General features: G+C 68.3%; 18 protein-coding genes and 1 tRNA gene. 7 read left to right on the forward strand and 12 right to left on the reverse strand.

What is annotated here, in order from left to right:
• On the forward strand, positions 1-324 hold a 324-nt coding region (locus Pmi06nite_RS39775; protein ID WP_203958429.1), incomplete at its 5' end, for a hypothetical protein.
• A 212-nt stretch (positions 325-536) separates the two neighbouring features.
• Here the strand turns inward: Pmi06nite_RS39775 and Pmi06nite_RS39780 are convergent.
• The 4 genes from Pmi06nite_RS39780 to cysS form a co-directional block, all read right to left on the reverse strand.
• A complete protein-coding gene (locus Pmi06nite_RS39780) occupies positions 537-1,097 on the reverse strand; it encodes a DUF6882 domain-containing protein (RefSeq protein ID WP_373317366.1) in 561 nt (186 codons plus the stop codon).
• Positions 1,098-1,453: 356 nt separating this feature from the next.
• Positions 1,454-1,526, reverse strand: a tRNA-Thr gene (locus tag Pmi06nite_RS39785).
• A 48-nt stretch (positions 1,527-1,574) separates the two neighbouring features.
• Entirely contained in the window at positions 1,575-2,534 is a 960-nt protein-coding gene (gene rlmB / locus Pmi06nite_RS39790; RefSeq protein ID WP_203958431.1) for a 23S rRNA (guanosine(2251)-2'-O)-methyltransferase RlmB, read from the reverse strand.
• A gap of 23 nt (positions 2,535-2,557) precedes the next feature.
• Positions 2,558-3,952 (reverse strand): cysteine--tRNA ligase, encoded by a 1,395-nt coding sequence (gene cysS / locus Pmi06nite_RS39795; protein ID WP_203958432.1) that lies wholly within the window; start codon positions 3,950-3,952, stop codon positions 2,558-2,560.
• Between the two features lie 368 nt (positions 3,953-4,320).
• Between cysS and Pmi06nite_RS39800 the strand changes: the two genes are divergently transcribed.
• Complete coding sequence (locus Pmi06nite_RS39800; RefSeq protein ID WP_203958433.1) at positions 4,321-5,676, forward strand: hypothetical protein; 1,356 nt, start codon at positions 4,321-4,323, stop codon at positions 5,674-5,676.
• 103 nt (positions 5,677-5,779) lie between these two features.
• Here Pmi06nite_RS39800 and Pmi06nite_RS39805 read toward each other — a convergent pair whose 3' ends face one another.
• The 3 genes from Pmi06nite_RS39805 to Pmi06nite_RS39815 all read right to left on the reverse strand — a co-directional run bounded on the left by Pmi06nite_RS39805 (position 5,780) and on the right by Pmi06nite_RS39815 (position 7,196).
• Entirely contained in the window at positions 5,780-6,049 is a 270-nt protein-coding gene (locus Pmi06nite_RS39805) for a GlsB/YeaQ/YmgE family stress response membrane protein (protein ID WP_203958434.1), read from the reverse strand.
• Positions 6,050-6,240: 191 nt separating this feature from the next.
• The gene (gene ispF, locus Pmi06nite_RS39810) at positions 6,241-6,696 is read right to left on the reverse strand and encodes a 2-C-methyl-D-erythritol 2,4-cyclodiphosphate synthase (protein WP_203958435.1); all 456 of its coding nucleotides are present in this window, start codon (positions 6,694-6,696) and stop codon (positions 6,241-6,243) included.
• 17 nt (positions 6,697-6,713) lie between these two features.
• Positions 6,714-7,196 carry a CarD family transcriptional regulator gene (locus Pmi06nite_RS39815; protein ID WP_203958436.1) on the reverse strand — a complete coding sequence of 161 codons (483 nt, stop codon included), beginning with the start codon at positions 7,194-7,196 and terminating at the stop codon, positions 6,714-6,716.
• Positions 7,197-7,453: 257 nt separating this feature from the next.
• Between Pmi06nite_RS39815 and Pmi06nite_RS39820 the strand changes: the two genes are divergently transcribed.
• Positions 7,454-8,065 carry a copper chaperone PCu(A)C gene (locus Pmi06nite_RS39820; protein WP_239114530.1) on the forward strand — a complete coding sequence of 204 codons (612 nt, stop codon included), beginning with the start codon at positions 7,454-7,456 and terminating at the stop codon, positions 8,063-8,065.
• A 73-nt stretch (positions 8,066-8,138) separates the two neighbouring features.
• Here Pmi06nite_RS39820 and Pmi06nite_RS39825 read toward each other — a convergent pair whose 3' ends face one another.
• A complete protein-coding gene (locus Pmi06nite_RS39825; protein ID WP_203958437.1) occupies positions 8,139-8,828 on the reverse strand; it encodes a response regulator in 690 nt (229 codons plus the stop codon).
• Entirely contained in the window at positions 8,825-9,964 is a 1,140-nt protein-coding gene (locus Pmi06nite_RS39830; protein WP_203958483.1) for a sensor histidine kinase, read from the reverse strand. The genes Pmi06nite_RS39825 and Pmi06nite_RS39830 overlap by 4 nt, the downstream gene beginning before the upstream one ends.
• A 153-nt stretch (positions 9,965-10,117) precedes the next feature.
• Between Pmi06nite_RS39830 and phoU the strand changes: the two genes are divergently transcribed.
• Positions 10,118-10,777, forward strand: a complete 660-nt coding sequence (gene phoU, locus Pmi06nite_RS39835; RefSeq protein ID WP_203958438.1) for a phosphate signaling complex protein PhoU — start codon at positions 10,118-10,120, stop codon at positions 10,775-10,777.
• 231 nt (positions 10,778-11,008) lie between these two features.
• Here the strand turns inward: phoU and Pmi06nite_RS39840 are convergent, their stop codons facing one another.
• The 3 genes from Pmi06nite_RS39840 to mshA all read right to left on the reverse strand — a co-directional run bounded on the left by Pmi06nite_RS39840 (position 11,009) and on the right by mshA (position 13,592).
• Entirely contained in the window at positions 11,009-11,752 is a 744-nt protein-coding gene (locus tag Pmi06nite_RS39840) for a phosphoglyceromutase (protein ID WP_203958439.1), read from the reverse strand.
• 61 nt (positions 11,753-11,813) lie between these two features.
• Positions 11,814-12,299 carry a type III secretion system chaperone family protein gene (locus Pmi06nite_RS39845; RefSeq protein ID WP_203958440.1) on the reverse strand — a complete coding sequence of 162 codons (486 nt, stop codon included), beginning with the start codon at positions 12,297-12,299 and terminating at the stop codon, positions 11,814-11,816.
• A 9-nt stretch (positions 12,300-12,308) separates the two neighbouring features.
• Positions 12,309-13,592, reverse strand: a complete 1,284-nt coding sequence (gene mshA, locus Pmi06nite_RS39850) for a D-inositol-3-phosphate glycosyltransferase (RefSeq protein WP_239114531.1) — start codon at positions 13,590-13,592, stop codon at positions 12,309-12,311.
• A gap of 136 nt (positions 13,593-13,728) precedes the next feature.
• Between mshA and Pmi06nite_RS39855 the strand changes: the two genes are divergently transcribed.
• The 3 genes from Pmi06nite_RS39855 to Pmi06nite_RS39865 are packed head-to-tail and all read left to right on the forward strand — an operon-like array spanning position 13,729 to position 15,823.
• Entirely contained in the window at positions 13,729-14,478 is a 750-nt protein-coding gene (locus tag Pmi06nite_RS39855; RefSeq protein WP_203958442.1) for an SDR family NAD(P)-dependent oxidoreductase, read from the forward strand.
• Positions 14,475-15,284: a class I SAM-dependent methyltransferase gene (locus Pmi06nite_RS39860; RefSeq protein WP_239114532.1), complete on the forward strand. Its 810-nt coding sequence runs from the start codon at positions 14,475-14,477 to the stop codon at positions 15,282-15,284. The genes Pmi06nite_RS39855 and Pmi06nite_RS39860 overlap by 4 nt, the downstream gene beginning before the upstream one ends.
• A 35-nt stretch (positions 15,285-15,319) precedes the next feature.
• Positions 15,320-15,823, forward strand: a complete 504-nt coding sequence (locus tag Pmi06nite_RS39865) for a GNAT family N-acetyltransferase (RefSeq protein WP_239114533.1) — start codon at positions 15,320-15,322, stop codon at positions 15,821-15,823.
• The last annotated feature ends 14 nt before the right edge of the window (positions 15,824-15,837 follow it).

The following is a 15,837-nucleotide window of genomic DNA, read 5'->3' on the forward strand; positions in this document are numbered from 1 at the left end:
GAAACGGGGGCGCCGGCGATGTCCATCTATGTCGTCGAGAGCGAGTTCGGCTATATCGATGCCCGCACACCAGCCGGCGTGGCCTGGTGGGGCTATCTCAACCCGGAAACCGCGGTCCGCGACTACGAAGCGCCGGATCCACCGGCACCGGTAGCGTCCATCGCCGACCGAGCTGTCGCGTGGGCTGCGGAAGCGGACCGAAACGCCATCCGAGCCGACGTTGCCGCCGCGTTGTGCGAACGAGTGGGACCGTTCGGCGAGGGGGTGGACACGCTCATGCTCGCCCTCGGTTTCCGGTTCGGAGATCAGTTGCTACGCGATTGAGTACCAGCTGTCTGGGCCTGATCGACCGTTCGGTCGAGGCTTGCGCTCATCGGCATGAGCGGAAAGTGTCGCCGGGCGCCATGATGGTCAGTTTGGGTTGGTTAACCGCGTCCTGATCATGTACAGCATCACCCGAGACAATCAGTCAGGCATCAACCGAGGTCCGACGGAGATCGCGCGACGGTGCCGCCCGCTTCTGCTGGGGTCGTCCCTCAGAGTCGGCGCAGATCATGAATGGCGAAGTGCAGGTCCATCTCATCGCCGGGTTCGAACCACAGACCTTCGGCGGCCAGCACATCAGCGGCGATGATCCTGGCCTGCGCCATCGGCTTCTGCTCCGCACGGAAGCTCGGCCAGACCAATATGGGGAAGTCGTGTTCTTCGCCGTAGCGGCGCACGGAGGTGATGTCCCCGAGCACGATCTGGGGCAAAGAGTCGTTTGCCCACGACCACAACCACGTCTGCTGGGCGTGGTCCGTGCTTCCGATCACAGTGATTCGGCCGCGGAGGAAATCCCGGCCGCCGCGCGACCAGACGATGCTGGCATCGTCCATCGACCAGTGGTATTGCACATCGCCGCTGAGCCCATGCTCGGAAACCATCCGCGCCTGCTGCTGCCCGACCCTGTCACGAGCCTCCGAGACGAACGACTCCCACAACTCATGGTCATGCGCGACTGGTTGATCCACGTGATCCATTACCGTCCCACCCTCGCGGGACAACCTCGGCGTCTGTTCTCGGAACTGGGCCGCCCCGCCGACGCCCTGCCCCACATCCAAGAAGCCATCACCATCTACCGCGACCTATCTAGCCGTGATCCCAAACGCTTCCGAGCGTCCTACGAAAGGGTCTCCGGGAAACTCCTGCGCATGAAAATGAACATGGAGGACAGATCGTGACATGTGGCCCCGGACCCCGAGTAGAGCCGGGCGGTCATCTCCTCGTCGGACAGCGTGGCCATGCCGGGCCCGTACACCTATCTGCGCTTCGCTGGGCGCAGTGTAGATCGGCGCCTTGCCCTGCGGCCCACTCAGCCCGACGGCGGCGACTGAGGACGTTGCTGTACACAGACGCTGTACGGAGATCGAAAAGGCCCCTCGCGTAGATCGCAAGGGGCCTTTGCCATGGGAGCCGCCTTGGGGAATCGAACCCCAGACCTTCTGTTTACAAGACAGATGCTCTGCCGATTGAGCTAAGGCGGCGTATCGGCACGAGTCTAGTGGCCGGTAGGCCTTACCGTCACCGCAGAATCACCGCCGACGGTGCTGCGCGACCTCGTAGAGTGCGATCCCCGCGGCCACTCCGGCGTTGAGGGACTCCGCTGCGGCGAACATGGGAATCCGCGCCACCTGATCACACGATTCGCGGACCAGACGCGACAGGCCCTTGCCCTCCGAGCCGACGACCACGACGAGCGGCTCGGTCACCAGGTCGACCTGCGCGATGTCCAGCGTGGCGGTGCCGTCCAGTCCGACGACGAACAGCCCCTCCTCCCGGTACGCCTGGAGGGTCTGGGTCAGGTTCGCCGCCCGCGCGACCCGCAGGTGGGCGAGGGTCCCCGCCGAGGTCTTCCACGCTCCGGCCGTGACTCCAGCTGAGCGGCGCGATGGGATCAGGAGGCCGTGGGCGCCGAACGCCGTCGCCGACCGCGCGATCGCACCCAGGTTGCGCGGGTCCGTCACACCGTCCAGAGCGATGATCAGCGGCACCTCCGCCGCGTCGCGCGCCCTCTCGACGAGCTCCTCCGGATGGGCGTAGTCGTACGCGGGGATCTGCAGGCCCACACCCTGGTGGACCCCACCCTCGGTCAGGCGGTCGAGCTTGTCGCGAGAGACCTCAAGCAGTGCGATTCCATGATCCGCCGCGATCCTGATCGACTCACGTACCCGGTCGTCGCTTTCGATCCGCTGCGCCACGTAGAGCGCGTTCGCGGGCACTCCGGCACGCAGCGCCTCCAGCACGGGGTTGCGCCCGCCGATGACCTCCGGCGCATCGTCCCTGCGCGGCCTGGTCGCGGCACGTGTGGGACGGCCAGGACGCCCGGCGGCCTCGCGATCGATCCGCTCGGCCCGCGCCTTGTCCTTGTACCAGTGCCGCATGTGCGCAGGAGGCGTCGCCCCCTTGCCCTCCAGGGAGCCCCGGACCTTGCCACCCGTGCCCCTGGTGGGACCCTGCCTCTTCGAGGACTTCCCTGAAGCCTTACCAGCCATGGTCCCTAGGGTACCGGCCCCGCTCAGCGTGCCAGTTCCCAACGCGGACCCTGGGGGGTGTCCTCCACGATGATCCCCGCGGCGGCGAGTTGGTCGCGGATCGCGTCGGCGGCCGCGTAGTCCTTGCGGGCCCGCGCGGCCTGGCGCTGCTCGAGCGCGACGGCCACCAGAGCGTCGACGACCTCCCGGAGTCCGTCGTCGCCGGTCGTACGCCACTGCTCCGACCTCGGGTCGAGCCCCAGCACGTCGAGCATGTTCTGCGTCTCGGCCAGGAGCCGGGCGACCTGCTCCTTGTTGCCGTGGGCCAGGGCGACGTTGCCCTCGCGCACCACCTCGTGGATCACGGCGAGCGCCTGGGAGACGTTGAGGTCGTCGTCCATGGCGTCCACGAAGGCCTGCGGCAGCGGCGCGGCGGCGTCCACGTCGTGGATCACCTCGGCCGCCCGCGTCACGAACCCCTCGATACGCCGGTAGCCGGCCGCGGCCTCCTGGAGAGCCTCCTCCGAGTAGTCGATCGGCGAGCGGTAGTGCGCCGCGACCAGGTAGTAGCGCAACTCGACCGGGCGGACCTTGCGCAACATCTCGGGGATCAACAGCGAGTTGCCCAGCGACTTGCTCATCTTCTCGCCGCCGAGCAGCAGCATGCCGTTGTGCAGCCAGTAGCGGGCGAATCCGTCGCCCGCCGCCTGCGACTGCGCGATCTCGTTCTCGTGGTGCGGGAAGATCAGGTCGACGCCGCCACCGTGGATGTCGAAGGTCTCGCCGAGGTATCTGGTGGCCATCGCCGAGCACTCCAGGTGCCAGCCCGGCCGGCCGCGGCCCCACGGAGTGGGCCAGGTCGGCTCACCCGGCTTGGCGCCCTTCCACAGGGCGAAGTCGCGGGGGTCGCGCTTGAGGGAGTCGGTGTCGGTGTCCCCGGCCGCCCGCATGTTCTCCAGCTTCTGGTTGGAGAGCTTGCCGTACCGGTCGGCGTAGGACATGACGTCGAAGTAGACGTCGCCGCCCGCGGCGTAGGCGTGACCCTTGTCGATCAGCCGCCGCATCAGCTCGATCATCTCCGGGACATGACCCATCGCCCGCGGCTCGACGGTGGGCGGCAGGCAGCCGAGCTGGTCGTAGGCCCAGGTGAACGCCCGCTGGTTGCGCTCGGAGACGACGAACCACGGCACGTCCTCTGCGGCGGCGACCCGGATGATCTTGTCGTCGAGATCCGTCACGTTGCGGCAGAAGGTCACGTCGTACCCCTGCCGCGTCAGCCACCGGTTGAGGACGTCGAAGTTGACCCCGGACCTGATGTGCCCGATGTGCGGCGGAGCCTGAACGGTCGCACCACACAGGTACATCGAGGCCCGGCCGGGCTCGACCGGTACGAATTCACGGACCGTACGCGTGCTGGTGTCGTAGAGGTTCAGGCTCACGAAGGCAAGGCTAACGCCTAATGCCACAGCACAGAGCTACTTGCGTGCCGGTGAGCGGTCCACGAGTCGCCTTTCCACCATGGACGGCCACCACTTCAGACTCATAAGTCACGTTATAAGCGGAGATAACTCCGTTAGAACAGATTTAGCTTCTCCCAAAGTCGCCCGAACGATCACACACTCGGTGTCCGGCTGCGGCTTCTCGTGGCGTCGGCGGCCCGGAATCCCATCGGGGACGGACCCTCCCGGCCGGGCGAGGAGACCGCCGATCGAGGGCGCTCCACCCGATATGACCCACCATTTCAGGAGACATCAGCCCTCACAGAGCTGGTCAAACGGTCGGCATGATTCTGTAGGCTCAGAACGCCATGGACGCGAACCCCCCCGGAGCGGCAGGCACCACCTCCCGCCCGTCCACATCGACATCCGCCGGAATCCCGCCGGTGCTGCGCCGCCTCGCGATCGGCCTCGCCGGCCTCATCGTGGCGGTGCTCGCGGGCGCGGCCTGCGCGCTCTCCTTCGACGATCTCCGAGCCCTCGCCATCATCGGTCGGGCGGAGCCCCGGCTCGCCTACCTGTACCCGACGGCTTTCGACGCCCTCCTGGCGCTCTCCCTGGTCAGCGTCCCGTTGCTGCGCGGCGGCCGCTTCCTGGTCAGGGCACAGGCCGCCCTCGTCCTGCTCGCCCTGTTCGCGGCGGCCGCGGCGGCGACCGTGGCGACGGCCATGGAGATGACCTTCGACCCCGAGAGCGCCGCGATCGTGGTCGCGCTGCTGCCCTGGGTGTTGCTCGCGATCGGGCTCTGGTTGCTGCTCCTCCTTCTGAAGCACGCGCGGGCGTCCCGGACCGCTCTGGACGGCCTCGTCGAAGAAAGTGACATCGTGCCCTTCGCCGAGGAGCGCGGTTCACGCGGCCATGGTGAGGCCGAGATGCCGACCGCGCCCTATGCCGTCGTCCCCGCGATCGCGACATCGCCCGAACAGGCTCCGCCGCTTCCGGCGTCACCGCTTCCCGAGAATGCGGACGCCATCCCTGACGCCTTCTCCTCCTCCGACGCGGCGGAGGAGCCCGAGGCCCTGCCGGTGGTCCAGCCCACGGCCGCACCCCAGACGCCGGAGGTCACCGAGCTTCCCGCTCCACCGGAGCCCGTCTCGCCCCGGCGCAACCGGCCCAACCGGCCCATCAAGTGGGGCGACTTCGTCCGTCCCTCCACAGGCGACGTGCTCGTCCACCCCCGCCTTCCGCAGCCGGGTGCCGCCCAGGCGGCCGACGAGCCCCTCGCCGAGAGAGTCCAGGCCGCGGAGGCGCCCGCGCCGAAACACGCGGCGCCGGCGTTCCCCGAAGACGCTCGCGAAACGTCCTCCCCGGTCATCTGGGAGGCCGCGGCGCTCCCGAGTGAGCAGAGCACACCCGTGACCGGACAGGAGGCGCCTGCGCCGACACCGGCCGATCAGGTCACGCAGGACATCGCCCCGGCCGACCTCACCGAGGCCGACGCGGCTGAGGTCGAAGACGCCGATGTGGACACGCAACCGTTGCACCACATCAAGGATGATCCCGACCCCGCCCACACGGCCGAGCTCGCCGACCCGGAGGAACACTCCGCGACGCGGCGACAGCCGTACAGCGCGGAGACCGGAACCGGGGAGGGCACCGTCCCCCTCGCGCCTCCCTCCGGGCGGATGCGGAGCACCCCGATTCCGCCCGACGAGGAAACAGACTGAGAAACGACACGTGAAAGGCCCCATTCGGAGTCCCAAAACTCCGAATGGGGCCTTTCACGTTTGTCATGCCACGAGCGGCGGGGCAAACCCGCCTGCGGCGGTCCTACACGCGTGTCCTGCCACGGATGCCGGCGACGAGGCCGACACCGACGACCGCCAGCACCACCTGCATGATCAGTTCGATCCAGTCGATGCCCTTGGTGGTCGCCACGCCCAGGTGCTGGGCGATGAATGTGCCGATCAGCGCCGCCACGATGCCGACGACGATGGTCAGGATCCAGCCGATCGGCTGCCTGCCCGGCAGGAACAGACGGCCCAGGGCCCCGATGACCGCTCCGATGACGATGGCGCCGAGGATGGACTCGATTGTCATATCGACCTCCCGTTGGGGGGTTGCCCCCTTCACTCTCAGAAGGTGGGCTACCCTGCCCCGGCGAAATATGCGCTCACAGAGGAGAAAAAGAGGACGGCGACTCTTACCGCGCCTGGTTTGAGTCGCCGCCCACGTGCTAATGAGACGCTGCTAGCCCAATTCCGGTTGACATGTCCGATTAGGCAAGCCGTTCAACGAAAAACGATGGCGTTGGCGATCGCCGCGATGCCCTCTCCACGACCGGTGAGGCCGAGTCCGTCCGTGGTGGTCGCGCTCACGCTCACAGGAGCGCCTACAGCGGCCTCAAGGACTTTCTCCGCCTCCGTACGGCGGGGCGCCAGCTTGGGCCGGTTTCCGATGATCTGAACCGCCACGTTGCCGATCTCGAAGCCTGCGGCCCGGACCTGACGCGCCGTCTCCTCAAGGAGGACGACACCCGAGGCGCCGGCCCATCGGGGATCCGACGTACCGAAGAGCCCGCCGATGTCACCCAGACCTGCCGCCGAAAGGAGGGCGTCACAACATGCGTGCGCGGCGGCGTCCCCATCCGAATGTCCAGCGAGACCGGTTTCATCTGGCCAGTGGAGCCCCGCCAGATGAAGTTCCCTGCCAAACGCAAAAGGGTGGACATCGATACCGACGCCCACCCTTGGCGATGTCGTGTTCAGGAGTTCAGCACCTCGTCGAGCAAAGCCTCAGCCTTGTCCTCGTTGGTCTTCTCCGCCAGCGCAAGCTCACTGACCAGTATCTGCCGCGCCTTGGCGAGCATTCGCTTCTCACCCGCGGAAAGGCCGCGTTCCTTGTCGCGTCGCCACAGGTCGCGGACGACCTCGGCCACCTTGTTGACGTCGCCGGACGCCAGCTTCTCGAGGTTGGCCTTGTAGCGGCGGGACCAGTTGGTGGGCTCCTCCGTGTGCGGCATGCGCAGCACGTCGAAAACTCGCTCGAGCCCTTCTTGACCGACGACGTCGCGTACACCGACGAGTTCGGCATTTTCAGCTGGCACTTGGACGGTGAGGTCGCCCTTGTCAACCTTCAGCACCAAGTAGGTCTTTTCCTCACCCTTGATGGCCCGGGTAGTGATTGCCTCGATCCGAGCAGCCCCATGGTGGGGGTAGACGACAGTGTCGCCGACCTGGAAAGTCATGTGACGAGTACCCCTTCCGCTGTACTTAAGAGTACCACGCGATTACAGCCTCCCGGAACAGTGAAATGAACATAACTGCAGGTCAAAGCCCCGTTTTGGGACTTGACAACCGGTCGACTCTGTGAATGGCATTCCCGACATACCGGGTGACCTGCGTCGCAGCCGGTCCGGCAGCGGGGTACCGAGTGAGGACCGTTGGAGTGCGCAGATAGGCTGATTCCCGCCCATATACGTGCGCACCAAGGAGAACTCGAACCGTGACCAGCACCAGCCACCGCAGGGCGATCGCCGTTGCGGCGGTCCTCGCCTCCATCCCTGCTCTGGCCGCGTGTGGCGCCGGGGTCGACGCCAACACCAACAGGGCCTACGCGCCGACCGAGGCGGGCGTCCTCATCCAGGACGACGGCTCGACCAGGAGCTACGGCGAGAACGGCATCATGATCAGCCAGGCGTTCATCCTCGGGCCCGACTCGGGTGGACAGATCGCCGCCGGAGGCTCGGCACCGCTTTACCTCAGCATCGTGAACCGGGCGAGCACCCCGGACACCCTCACCGGCGTCGTCTCCGACGGCAAGGAGGTCACCTCCGTCAAGCTGCCGGCCCCGGTGCCGCTGGCGTCCGACCAGCTCGCCAAGGCGCCTCAGGCCACGGTCGACGGCCTCAAGACCCCTCTGCTGGGCGGCGAGAGCGTGCGGCTGACGTTCCAGTTCACGAACGCGGGTGACGTCACCATGTGGGTGCCCGTCATCGCCCGGAGCCGGGAGTACGCCACGCTGCCGCCCGCTCCCCAGCCGGTTCCGACTCCCGTCACCTCGGCCAGCCCTTCGGCGACGCCCACCCCGGTCACCACGGAGACCCCGCAGACCTGACATCCGCGAACGTCTGAGGCCCTGTCCGGTACGGCATGCCGTACCGGACAGGGCCTCTAACGTTTCAGGCGATCTATTCCTCAGTGGGGTCGAACTTGTAGCCGAGGCCCCGCACGGTGAGGATGCAGCGGGGGTTCGACGGGTCGGCCTCGACCTTGGCCCGCAACCGCTTCACATGGACGTCGAGCGTCTTGGTGTCACCGACATAGTCCGCACCCCAGACGCGGTCGATCAGCTGGCCACGGGTCAGCACCCGGCCGGCGTTGCGCAGAAGCACCTCGAGCAGCTCGAACTCCTTCAGGGGGAGCTGCACGTGCTCACCGCGCACGGCCACGATGTGCCGGTCGACGTCCATCCGCACCGGTCCCGCGGCGAGAATCGCGGACTCGAGCTCTTCGACATCGCCCTGACGGCGCAGGACGGCCCTGATACGGGCCACCAGCTCACGCGACGAGAAGGGCTTGGTCACATAGTCGTCGGCGCCGAGTTCGAGCCCCACGACCTTGTCGATCTCACTGTCCTTCGCGGTCAGCATGATCACCGGGACCTTGGACCGCTGACGGAGCGAGCGGCACACCTCCGTGCCCGGCAGGCCCGGCAGCATCAGGTCGAGCAACACGAGGTCGGCACCGTTGCGGTCAAAGGTGTCCAATGCCTCGGGCCCGGTGGCCGCGACCGCGACCTCGAACCCTTCCTTGCGCAGCATGTAGGACAAGGCGTCGGAAAACGACTCCTCGTCCTCCACGACGAGTACTCGAGTCACTTCGTGGCCTCCAGGGGGCTGGTAGTGCGTGGTGCGGCGATCGCCGTCCCGCCGAATGCGGGAAGGCGGAGTGTGAAGGTCGACCCGGAGCCTTCCTTGCTCCAGACGGTCACCTCGCCACCATGGGCGACGGCGACGTGCTTCACGATGGCGAGCCCGAGCCCCGTGCCACCGGTAGCTCGGGACCGGGCCGCGTCGACCCGGAAGAATCGTTCGAAGATGCGCTCCTGGGCACTCTCGGGAATCCCGATGCCCTGGTCGCTGACGCTCACCTCGACCGAGCGCCCGGCGGGCCTGGCGCTCACCACGACACGGGTGTGCTCCGGGCTGTAGGCCACGGCGTTGTCGATGAGGTTGCGCAGCGCGGTGACGAGGAGTTCGTCGTCACCCCAGATCTTCAGGCCCTCGGCGCCGCCGGCCACCAGCGTGATGTCCTTCGCGGACGCCTTGGTGTTGCACCGGTCGATGGCCTCGTGAACGGCCTCGTCGATCGGCACAGGACCAGGAGTGGGGACGGGCTCCCCGCCCTGGATCCGGGACAGGGTGATCAGGTCCTGCACCAGGTAGGTGAGCCGCGCCGCCTCGTGTTGCATGCGGCCGGCGAACCGGGTGACGGCCTCGGGATCGTCGGCGGCGTCCTGAATCGTCTCGGCGAGCAGGCTCAACGCGCCGACCGGCGTCTTCAGCTCGTGACTGACGTTGGCGACGAAGTCCCTGCGGACCGCCTCGACCCGTCGGCGCTCGGTCTGGTCCTCGGCGAGCACGAGCACCTGCCCGGTGGAGCCCAGCGGCGCGACCCGTACGGCGAAGGTGGTCGACTCCTGGCCGAACTTGCGGCCGGCCGTCTCGATCTCGCTCTCTCGGATCTCGCCGTCCCGGCGGACCTTCCTGGCGAGGGCGAGCAACTCGGCGGCCATGAGGGAGTCCCCGCGCACCAGCCCGAAGGCCCGGGCGGCGGAGCTGGCTCGAAGGACGCGGTCGTCCCGGTCCAGGACGACGGCGGAGGATGGAAGGACGGCGAGGACGGACGCCACGCCCGGCGACAACATGTCGTCGACGGGCTCGGGATCCTTGTCCTTGTCGGTCTGACGACGAATGGCCAGCATGACGAAGGAGCCGAGGACGAATCCGCCCATCGCAGCCAAGCTCGCCAGCAACTCGTTCACGCTTGAATGCTAGGCGGCCTTTCCCGTTATCTGACCAGTGGGATAGCCCATGACCATGGTGTTTCCAGGAATGTTCATTTTACGGCAGGGATTCGTTCACGAAATCCCGCGTAGCGTGGCCGCATGCGCGACTCCTATCACGATGAGCTGGAATCCCTGACGGATCGGCTGGTGGAGATGACCCGGCTGGTCAGGTCGGCCATGTCCCGGGGCACCACCGCACTCCTTGACGCCGACCTGCAGCTCGCGGAGAGTGTGATCTCCCAGGACGCCGAGGTCGACCGGATCTACAACGAGCTCGAGTCCTCCATTTACGAGTTGATGGCGCTGCAGCAGCCTGTCGCCGTCGACCTGCGCACCGTGGTGACGGCCCTGCGGATGGCATCCGACTTGGAGCGCATGGGCGACCTGGCCGAGCACATCGCCAAGATCGCACGGATGCGCCACCCCGTATCGGCCATCCCCGCCGAGCTCCGCGACACCATCGTGGAGATGGGCGCGATCGCCGAGAACTTGATCACGAAGACCGGCAGCTGCATCGCCTCCCGCGACATCGAGCTCGCCAAGGAGCTCGAGGAGGACGACGACGCGATGGACCGCCTGCACCGGCGGCTGTTCCGCGTCCTGCTCTCCGACGACTGGTCGCACGGCGTCGAGGCCGCGATCGACGTGACGCTGGCCGGCCGCTACTACGAGCGCTACGCCGACCACGCCGTCCGGGTCGCCCGCGACGTGGTCTACCTGGTGACCGGATCGCGTACGGACGAAGTCGCCGCCGACTGACCATTCCTCACGGGCTCGAAAGCCCCGGTCCTCGGGGGGCCGGGGCTTTCGCGTGCTTATTGGCGCTCGCTCCGCTCACGCGGGCTCGGGGCGCCTTAGAGGCGATGCCTTCCCTCGTCGCGTGCTCGCTCGTTCCTCCCTGCGCGCGCTCCTCAGTCCAGGCACCGCCGCGCCCCTCGCATCCACCCTGGCCCTCGCGGGACCGGTTGGGGGTCCCGCGAGGGGGGCGGGTTACTTCTTGCCCTGGTTGGCGACGGCTTCGATGGCGGCCTCGGCCGCCGTGGGGTCGAGGTACTCCCCCGGGCCCGTCGGGCGGAAGTCGGCGTCCAGCTCGTAGCGGAGCGGAATCCCGGTCGGGATGTTCAGCCCCGCGATGTCGGCGTCGCTGATCCCTTCCAGGTGCTTGACCAGCGCCCGCAGGGAGTTCCCGTGAGCCACGACGAGCACGGTCTTCCCGGCCGCGAGATCCGGCACGATCTGGTCGTACCAGTACGGCAGCATGCGGTCGACGACGTCCTTCAGGCACTCCGTCCTGGGCATCAGCTCGGAGGGCAGCTCGGCGTATCGGGCATCGCCGTACTGGGAGTACTCGTCGTCGTCCGCGATCGGCGGCGGGGGCACGTCGTAGGAGCGGCGCCACAGCATGAACTGCTCGTCGCCGAACTCCGCGCGGGTCTGGGCCTTGTCCTTGCCCTGGAGGGCGCCGTAGTGCCGCTCGTTCAGCCGCCACGAGCGGCGCACCGGCAGCCACAGCAGACCGGCGGCCTCCAGCGCGAGGTTGGCCGTCTTGATCGCACGGGTGAGCACCGACGTGTGCACCACCTCGGGGCTGATGCCCGCATCGAGCAGCAGTTGCCCGCCGCGCCGCGCCTCGTCCTCACCAGTCGGCGAAAGGGTCACGTCCACCCAGCCCGTGAACAGGCCCTTGACGTTCCATTCGCTCTCGCCATGCCTCAGCAGCACCAAAGTAGCCATGCCGGCAATCCTATCGGCGCATGGCTTTCGTCCCTCTTTACGCTCGTAAGAGAGCAGCCGGTCAGGACTCGATCACCCGGGCGAAGGGCCGCAGGTTCGCGAGGGACTCGCCCCGCTTGACCCGCCAGTCCCACTCGCGGCGGATCGAGGACGCGAAGCCCAGCTCCAGTGCCCGGTCGAACGACTCGTCGGAGTAGGTCAGCACACACCCGAGCACCCGGTCGATCTCCTCCTCGGTCACGGCGTCGAGGGGCAGGCGGCCGACCAGGTGGACGTCGCCGATGGGATCGATCGCGAAGTGCACGCCGTACATCGAGCCGTTCTTGAGCAGCAGCCATCGGTAGAACTCGGCGTGGTTCTCGTCGGGCTGACGGCAGAAGAACGCCTCGACGTTGAGCGCCTGGTCGCCGATGACGAGCCAGGTGAGCGTGGCGAGCTTGTGCTGGCCCGGCAGCTTGACGAGGAACGAGCCCGGCTTGGGCCGTTCGTAGGAGAGCTCCGCGGACTCGAGCGCGGACGCCACCACGCCTTCCAGATCGGGTCTCATGGTCCCAGCCTACGAGTTGACCGCGACGGGCGCCCATTGCCGCTTGGCCATGGCGCCCGCGTACACGTCGGCGAGGCGGGCGGCCGTCTCCGACCAGCCGAAGCCGACGGCGTGCTGTACGGCGTTGGCGGACAGGAAGTCCAGCCACCCCGGCCGGTCGACCAGGCGGCCCAGGGCCCGTGCCCAGGCTTCCGGCTCGTGGCCGTCGACAAGGAGACCGGACAGGCCGTCCCGCACGGCCGTGCGCAGGCCGCCGACGGACGCGGCGACGACAGGCGTGCCGCAGGCCTGCGACTCCAGTGCGACCAGGCCGAACGACTCGTTGTACGAAGGCACCACGGTCATGTCGGCCGCGCGGTACCAGTCGGCCAGCTCGTCCTGGGGAGCCGGGGGCGCGAGCCGGACGATGTCGCTGATGCCCAGCTCGGCGGCGAGGTCGCTCAGCAGGGAGGGGCGGGCGAGCCCGTTGCCGCTGGGACCGCCGACGCAGGCCACGATCAGGCGCGACCGCAGGGCCGGATCGTGCTCGACCATCCGGGCCGCGGCCTTGAGCAGGATGTCAGGGGCCTTCAGGGGTTGGATGCGGCCGACGAACAGCAGCACGCGGGCGTCCTGCGGGAGCCCGAGCCTGTGCCTGGCGGCCCCCTTGGACGCGGGCTGGAAGACCTTCAGGTTCACCCCGGGGTTGACCACGGCCACCCGGTCGGCGGGCGCGTCATAGAGATCGATCAGCTCCTGGGCCTCGGCGGCGGTGTTGGCCACGAGCCGGTCGGCCACCTCCACGACCTGCTCCTCGCCGAGGACGCGGAGCTTCGGCTCGGGCTTGTCTCCCGTCGCCAGCAGTGCGTTCTTGACCTTGGCCATGGTGTGCATGGTGTGCACCAGCGGCACGCCCCATCGCTCCTTGGCGAGCCACCCGACCTGGCCGGAGAGCCAGTAGTGGGAGTGGATGACGTCGTAGCGTCCGGGGTCGTACATCGCCTCGGTGCGCAGCACGCCGGACAGGAAGCCGCAGAGCTGACCGGGGAGGTCGGCGCGGTCCAGTTCCTCGTACGGCCCGGCCGTGACATGACGGACCATGACGCCGGGAGCGAGCTCCGCCACGGGAGGCAGGTCACGGGCCGTCTGGCGGGTGAAGACCTCCACCTCGATGCCGAGCTCGGCCAGCCGTTTCGCGACCTCCACAATGTAGACATTCATCCCGCCCGCGTCGCCGGTGCCCGGCTGGTCGAGCGGTGATGTGTGGACACTGATCGTCGCGACCCGGTTGATCCGACGCCGTCTGCGCGTCACCCCAACCACCTCCGAGATCGTTATAACCGAAAGGATCTCAGCGAGATTCCCTGGCCCCTCAGCGACCGTCTCCGGGACGCGCTCCTGAGAGAATGTCGGCCTCTTAACGGGTTTTTCCATGGGGCGCGGAGGAATCATGACGAAGACCGCAGTGGTGACCGGTGCGAGCAGCGGCATCGGCGAGGCGACGGCCCGCCGCCTGGCGGCTGAGGGGTTCGACGTCGTCGCGGCGGCGCGACGACGTGACCGGCTCGACAAACTGGCCGCCGAGGTCCCCTCGATCCGCTCCGCCACGCTGGACGTGACCTCTGAGGAGTCCGTGGCCGCGTTCGCCTCCTCGCTGGACCGTTGCGACGTGCTGATCAACAACGCGGGCGGCGCCTTCGGCCTGGAGCCGGTGGCGCAGGGGCGGGTGGACGACTGGCAGCGCATGTACGACGTGAACGTGCTCGGCTCGCTGCGGATGACGCAGGCGCTCCTGCCCAGGCTGATCGAATCGGGCGACGGCGTCCTGCTGATGCTCACCTCGGTGGCCGGGCTCGTCTCCTACGAAGGGGGCGGCGGCTACTGCGCGGCCAAGCACGCCCAGACGTCGATGACCGAGACGCTCAGGCTGGAGCTCGTCGGCGAGCCGGTGCGGATCATCGAGGTGGCGCCGGGGATGGTGCAGACCGAGGAGTTCTCGCTGACCCGCTTCCGCGGCGACGCCGAGAAGGCCGCCAAGATCTACGAAGGCGTCCCGAACCCGCTGACCGCCGACGACATCGCCGATGTGATCGCTTTCGCCGTCACCCGGCCCTCTCACGTGAACATCGACCGGCTGGTCGTCCGGCCACGCGCGCAGGCGGCGCAGCACAAGGTGCACCGCGTCCCAGAAGGCGCGTGACGGCGCGGCCGGCCCGGCGGCCGATCGGGGCGATCACCCGCGGGACCACGGGCCACAACAGACTGCGGCGGTCCGACCGATGGATCTCCGCCGTCTGCGGCCCGCTGCTCAGGTCGTCGGCGGACGCGCGGCCGCTGGTGGTGGACCTCGGCTACGGCGCCTCGCACATCACGACGTATGAGCTCTTCACCAGGCTGCGGCGGGTGCACCCGGCCGTCGAGGTCGTCGGCGTGGAGATCGACCCCGAGCGGGTCGCCGCGGCGAAGCCGTACGAGCGGGAGGGGTTGTCGTTCAGGAGGGGCGGCTTCGAGTTGCCGGTCGCGCGGTCCCCGCTGGTCGTGCGGGCGTTCAACGTGCTCCGGCAGTACGCGGAGGCCGAGGCCTGGGAGCACTGGGACCTGATGCGGTCGAGGATCGCCCCCGACGGAGTGATCGTCGAGGGGACCTGCTCGGAAGTGGGCCACCGCGCGGTGTGGGCCGCTCTCGGGGCGGAGGGTCCGAGGACGCTCACCTTCGCCGCCCGTTTCACCGGCTTCGAGCGGCCTTCCGACCTCGCGGAGCGGCTGCCCAAGACCCTCATCCACCGCAACGTGCCCGGTGAGCGCGTGCACGCGTTCCTGACCGACTGGGACCGCGCCTGGGCGGCGTGCGCCCCCTACGGCTCGTACGGCTCCCGCCAGCGCTGGATCAGGACGGCCGAGGCGCTGGCCCGTGACTGGCCGATCGTCACGGCGCCGCCGGCCGGGGGTCCCGCGCGATGGCGGCTCGGCGAGCTCACCCTGCCCTGGACCGCCGTCGGCCCGTAGTTCGCCGTTCACCGGCGATTGGTAACGTCCGACTCATGCGTTTCGTCCTCGCCCCCGAGATGACCACCGAGTTGTTCGAGGAGCTCCTCGACTGCTGGACCGAGGTCACCAACGCGGGCGGCGCCGTCGGATTCGTCCCTCCCGTGACACCGGACGACATCAGGCCGACGGCCGAGAGGGCCTTCGGCCGGGCCTCCGACGACCTGCTGGTCGGCTTCGACGAAGAGGACCGCGTGGCCTGCTGGCTCATCCTCTCGGACAACGGGTCGGGCCTGCGGGCACACTGGCGGTGGGTCGTGCGGGTCATGGTCCACCCCAAGCACCAGGGCAAGGGCTACGGCAGGGCTCTCATGCTGGCGGCGGACGACGCCGCGAAGCGGCTCGGGCTGGAGGCGCTCCAGCTCACCTGCCGGGGTGGCACGGGCGTGGACGCCTTCTACGCGAGTGTGGGCTACCACGAGACCGGCCGGGTCCCGCGCTCCATCCGTCTGTCCCCCGGCGAGGAACGCGATGAGATCTACCTGATCAAGTGGCTCTGACTGTTTCGATACCC

The sequence above is a fragment of the Planotetraspora mira genome (assembly GCF_016863275.1).
Classification (GTDB): domain Bacteria; phylum Actinomycetota; class Actinomycetes; order Streptosporangiales; family Streptosporangiaceae; genus Planotetraspora; species Planotetraspora mira.

Excerpts from the sequence above, each read along its gene's own strand:
- rlmB (WP_203958431.1), bottom strand. The coding sequence starts at position 2,534 with ATGGCTGGTAAGGCTTCAGGGAAGTCCTCGAAGAGGCAGGGTCCCACC.
- Pmi06nite_RS39800 (WP_203958433.1), top strand. The coding sequence starts at position 4,321 with ATGGACGCGAACCCCCCCGGAGCGGCAGGCACCACCTCCCGCCCGTCC.
- Pmi06nite_RS39840 (WP_203958439.1), bottom strand. The coding sequence starts at position 11,752 with ATGGCTACTTTGGTGCTGCTGAGGCATGGCGAGAGCGAATGGAACGTC.
- Pmi06nite_RS39845 (WP_203958440.1), bottom strand. The coding sequence starts at position 12,299 with ATGAGACCCGATCTGGAAGGCGTGGTGGCGTCCGCGCTCGAGTCCGCG.
- Pmi06nite_RS39815 (WP_203958436.1), bottom strand. The coding sequence starts at position 7,196 with ATGACTTTCCAGGTCGGCGACACTGTCGTCTACCCCCACCATGGGGCT.
- Pmi06nite_RS39830 (WP_203958483.1), bottom strand. The coding sequence starts at position 9,964 with ATGGGCGGATTCGTCCTCGGCTCCTTCGTCATGCTGGCCATTCGTCGT.
- Pmi06nite_RS39855 (WP_203958442.1), top strand. The coding sequence starts at position 13,729 with ATGACGAAGACCGCAGTGGTGACCGGTGCGAGCAGCGGCATCGGCGAG.
- Pmi06nite_RS39865 (WP_239114533.1), top strand. The coding sequence starts at position 15,320 with ATGCGTTTCGTCCTCGCCCCCGAGATGACCACCGAGTTGTTCGAGGAG.
- phoU (WP_203958438.1), top strand. The coding sequence starts at position 10,118 with ATGCGCGACTCCTATCACGATGAGCTGGAATCCCTGACGGATCGGCTG.
- Pmi06nite_RS39805 (WP_203958434.1), bottom strand. The coding sequence starts at position 6,049 with ATGACAATCGAGTCCATCCTCGGCGCCATCGTCATCGGAGCGGTCATC.